This window comes from Pseudoalteromonas sp. SR45-5 (assembly GCF_014163565.1).
Classification (GTDB): Bacteria; Pseudomonadota; Gammaproteobacteria; order Enterobacterales; family Alteromonadaceae; genus Pseudoalteromonas; species Pseudoalteromonas distincta.
Genome location: NZ_JACJDN010000586.1, coordinates 1 through 2,485 on the forward strand (window position 1 = coordinate 1; position 2,485 = coordinate 2,485).

General features: G+C 40.6%; 1 protein-coding gene. It reads left to right on the plus strand.

The annotated features are described in order from the left end of the window. The first annotated feature begins 59 nt into the window (after positions 1-59). Positions 60-2,429 carry an endopeptidase La gene (gene lon, locus H5072_RS16810; RefSeq protein WP_182694190.1) on the plus strand — a complete coding sequence of 790 codons (2,370 nt, stop codon included), beginning with the start codon at positions 60-62 and terminating at the stop codon, positions 2,427-2,429. Positions 2,430-2,485 lie beyond the last annotated feature (56 nt).

Sequence of the window (2,485 nt, forward strand, 5' to 3'; positions counted from 1 at the left end):
GGTTATCCCCATATACTTGAGTAATCTTTAAAATAAATGAAGTGCGAAGAGAAACTATAATGACGCTTGAGAGAACCGACCGAGTCGAAATCCCAGTCCTTGCACTGCGCGATGTTGTGGTATACCCGCACATGGTGATCCCGCTTTTTGTTGGCCGTGAAAAATCAATAAAATGCCTAGAAGCGGCAATGGACAAAGACAAACAAATTTTCTTGGTTGCACAAAAAGATGCAACTGTAGATGAACCAGAGCAAGATGATATTTATCGTATCGGTACTATTGCCACTGTACTTCAGTTATTAAAATTACCAGACGGTACAGTTAAAGTTTTAGTCGAAGGTACACAGCGCGCACAAATTGAAGAATTTGTAGATAACGATGACTTTTTTGTCGCTAATGCTCAATTTATTGAATCTGATTCTGTAGATGAACAAGAGCAAGATATTTTTATCCGAAGCGCAATTAGCCAGTTTGAAGGCTATGTAAAGCTAAATAAAAAAATTCCACCTGAAGTACTAACTTCGGTTTCAGGTATTGATGAGCCAGCACGTCTTGCCGACACAATGGCAGCGCATATGCCGCTTAAAGTACCTGAAAAACAAAAAGTGCTCGAAATTTCAAGTGTCACAGAACGTCTTGAATATTTAATGGCACTAATGGAAGGCGAAATAGACTTATTGCAAGTTGAGAAGAAAATTCGTACCCGCGTTAAAAAGCAGATGGAAAAATCTCAGCGCGAGTATTACCTCAATGAGCAAATGAAAGCCATTCAAAAAGAACTTGGTGAGCTTGATGATGTGCCTGATGAATTTGAAGCGCTTAAAAAGCGTATTGAGGATTCTGGCATGCCTGATGAAGCTAAAGAAAAGGCAACTACAGAGCTCAATAAGCTTAAAATGATGTCGCCAATGTCTGCAGAAGCAACTGTAGTGCGTTCATACATAGATACATTAATTAATGTGCCATGGAAAAAACGCTCTAAAGTGAAAAAAGACTTAGCAGGCGCACAAAAAATTCTTGATAGCGATCACCACGGCTTAGATAAAGTAAAAGAACGCATTATTGAGTACCTCGCAGTACAACAGCGTACTAATAAGCTCAAAGGGCCAATTTTATGTTTAGTTGGACCACCAGGTGTTGGTAAAACATCACTTGGGCAATCTATTGCACGTTCGACTGGTCGTAAGTATGTTCGTATGGCGCTTGGCGGCGTACGTGATGAAGCTGAGATTCGCGGTCATCGTCGTACATACATAGGTTCAATGCCAGGTAAGCTAATTCAAAACATGACAAAAGTGGGCGTTAAAAACCCATTATTCTTATTAGATGAAATCGATAAAATGTCATCGGACATGCGCGGCGACCCAGCATCAGCATTGTTAGAGGTGCTTGATCCGGAACAAAACAGTCATTTTGCCGATCACTATCTTGAAGTCGATTACGATTTATCTGACGTTATGTTTGTAGCAACATCAAACAGCTTTAACATTCCTGGTCCATTATTAGATCGTATGGAAGTTATTCGCTTGTCGGGTTACACCGAAGATGAAAAGCTAAACATTGCAAAAGAGCACTTAATTACTAAACAAGTTAAACGTAACGGTTTAAAAGAGTCTGAAATAGTTATCGAAGACAGCGCAATTATTGGCATTATTCGTTATTACACACGTGAAGCGGGTGTACGTAACTTAGAGCGCGAAATTTCGAAACTATGCCGTAAAGCCGTTAAAAATATCTTACTTGAAAAAGACACTAAAATAGTGACCATCAATCAAGATAACCTAGAAGAGTTTTTAGGTGTGCAGCGCTTTGACTATGGCAAAGCTGAAGATGGCGACCGTATTGGTCAAGTTACAGGCTTAGCATGGACAGAAGTTGGCGGTGATTTGCTAACAATTGAATGTGCGGCAGTGCCAGGTAAAGGCAAGTTAAGTTACACCGGTTCTCTTGGCGATGTAATGCAAGAGTCGATTCAAGCGGCAATGACGGTTGTGCGTAATCGAGCAGATACTTTCCGTATTAACAGCGACTTTTACGAAAAACGTGATATTCACGTACACGTACCTGAGGGCGCAACACCAAAAGATGGTCCTAGTGCGGGCGCAGCAATGGTAACGGGTCTTGTATCTAGCTTAACGGGTAATCCTGTACGAGCAGATGTTGCAATGACAGGTGAAATTACACTACGCGGTGAAGTACTTCCTATTGGTGGTTTAAAAGAGAAGTTATTAGCGGCGCATCGTGGTGGAATTAAAACAGTGATCATTCCAAAAATTAACGAACGTGACTTAAAAGAGATACCAGACAACGTGCTGGCAGGTCTTGATATTCACCCAGTTACTTGGATTGACGAGGTGTTAAAGCTTGCTTTAGTGCATCCTGTTGAGAGTTTTTCGGTCGAAACACCTAAAAACCAAGAAAAAACATAAAAAAAGTGCTTTTTAGGGCTTTTCAAATCTAAACGGTATGATAAGTTAAGCACTGG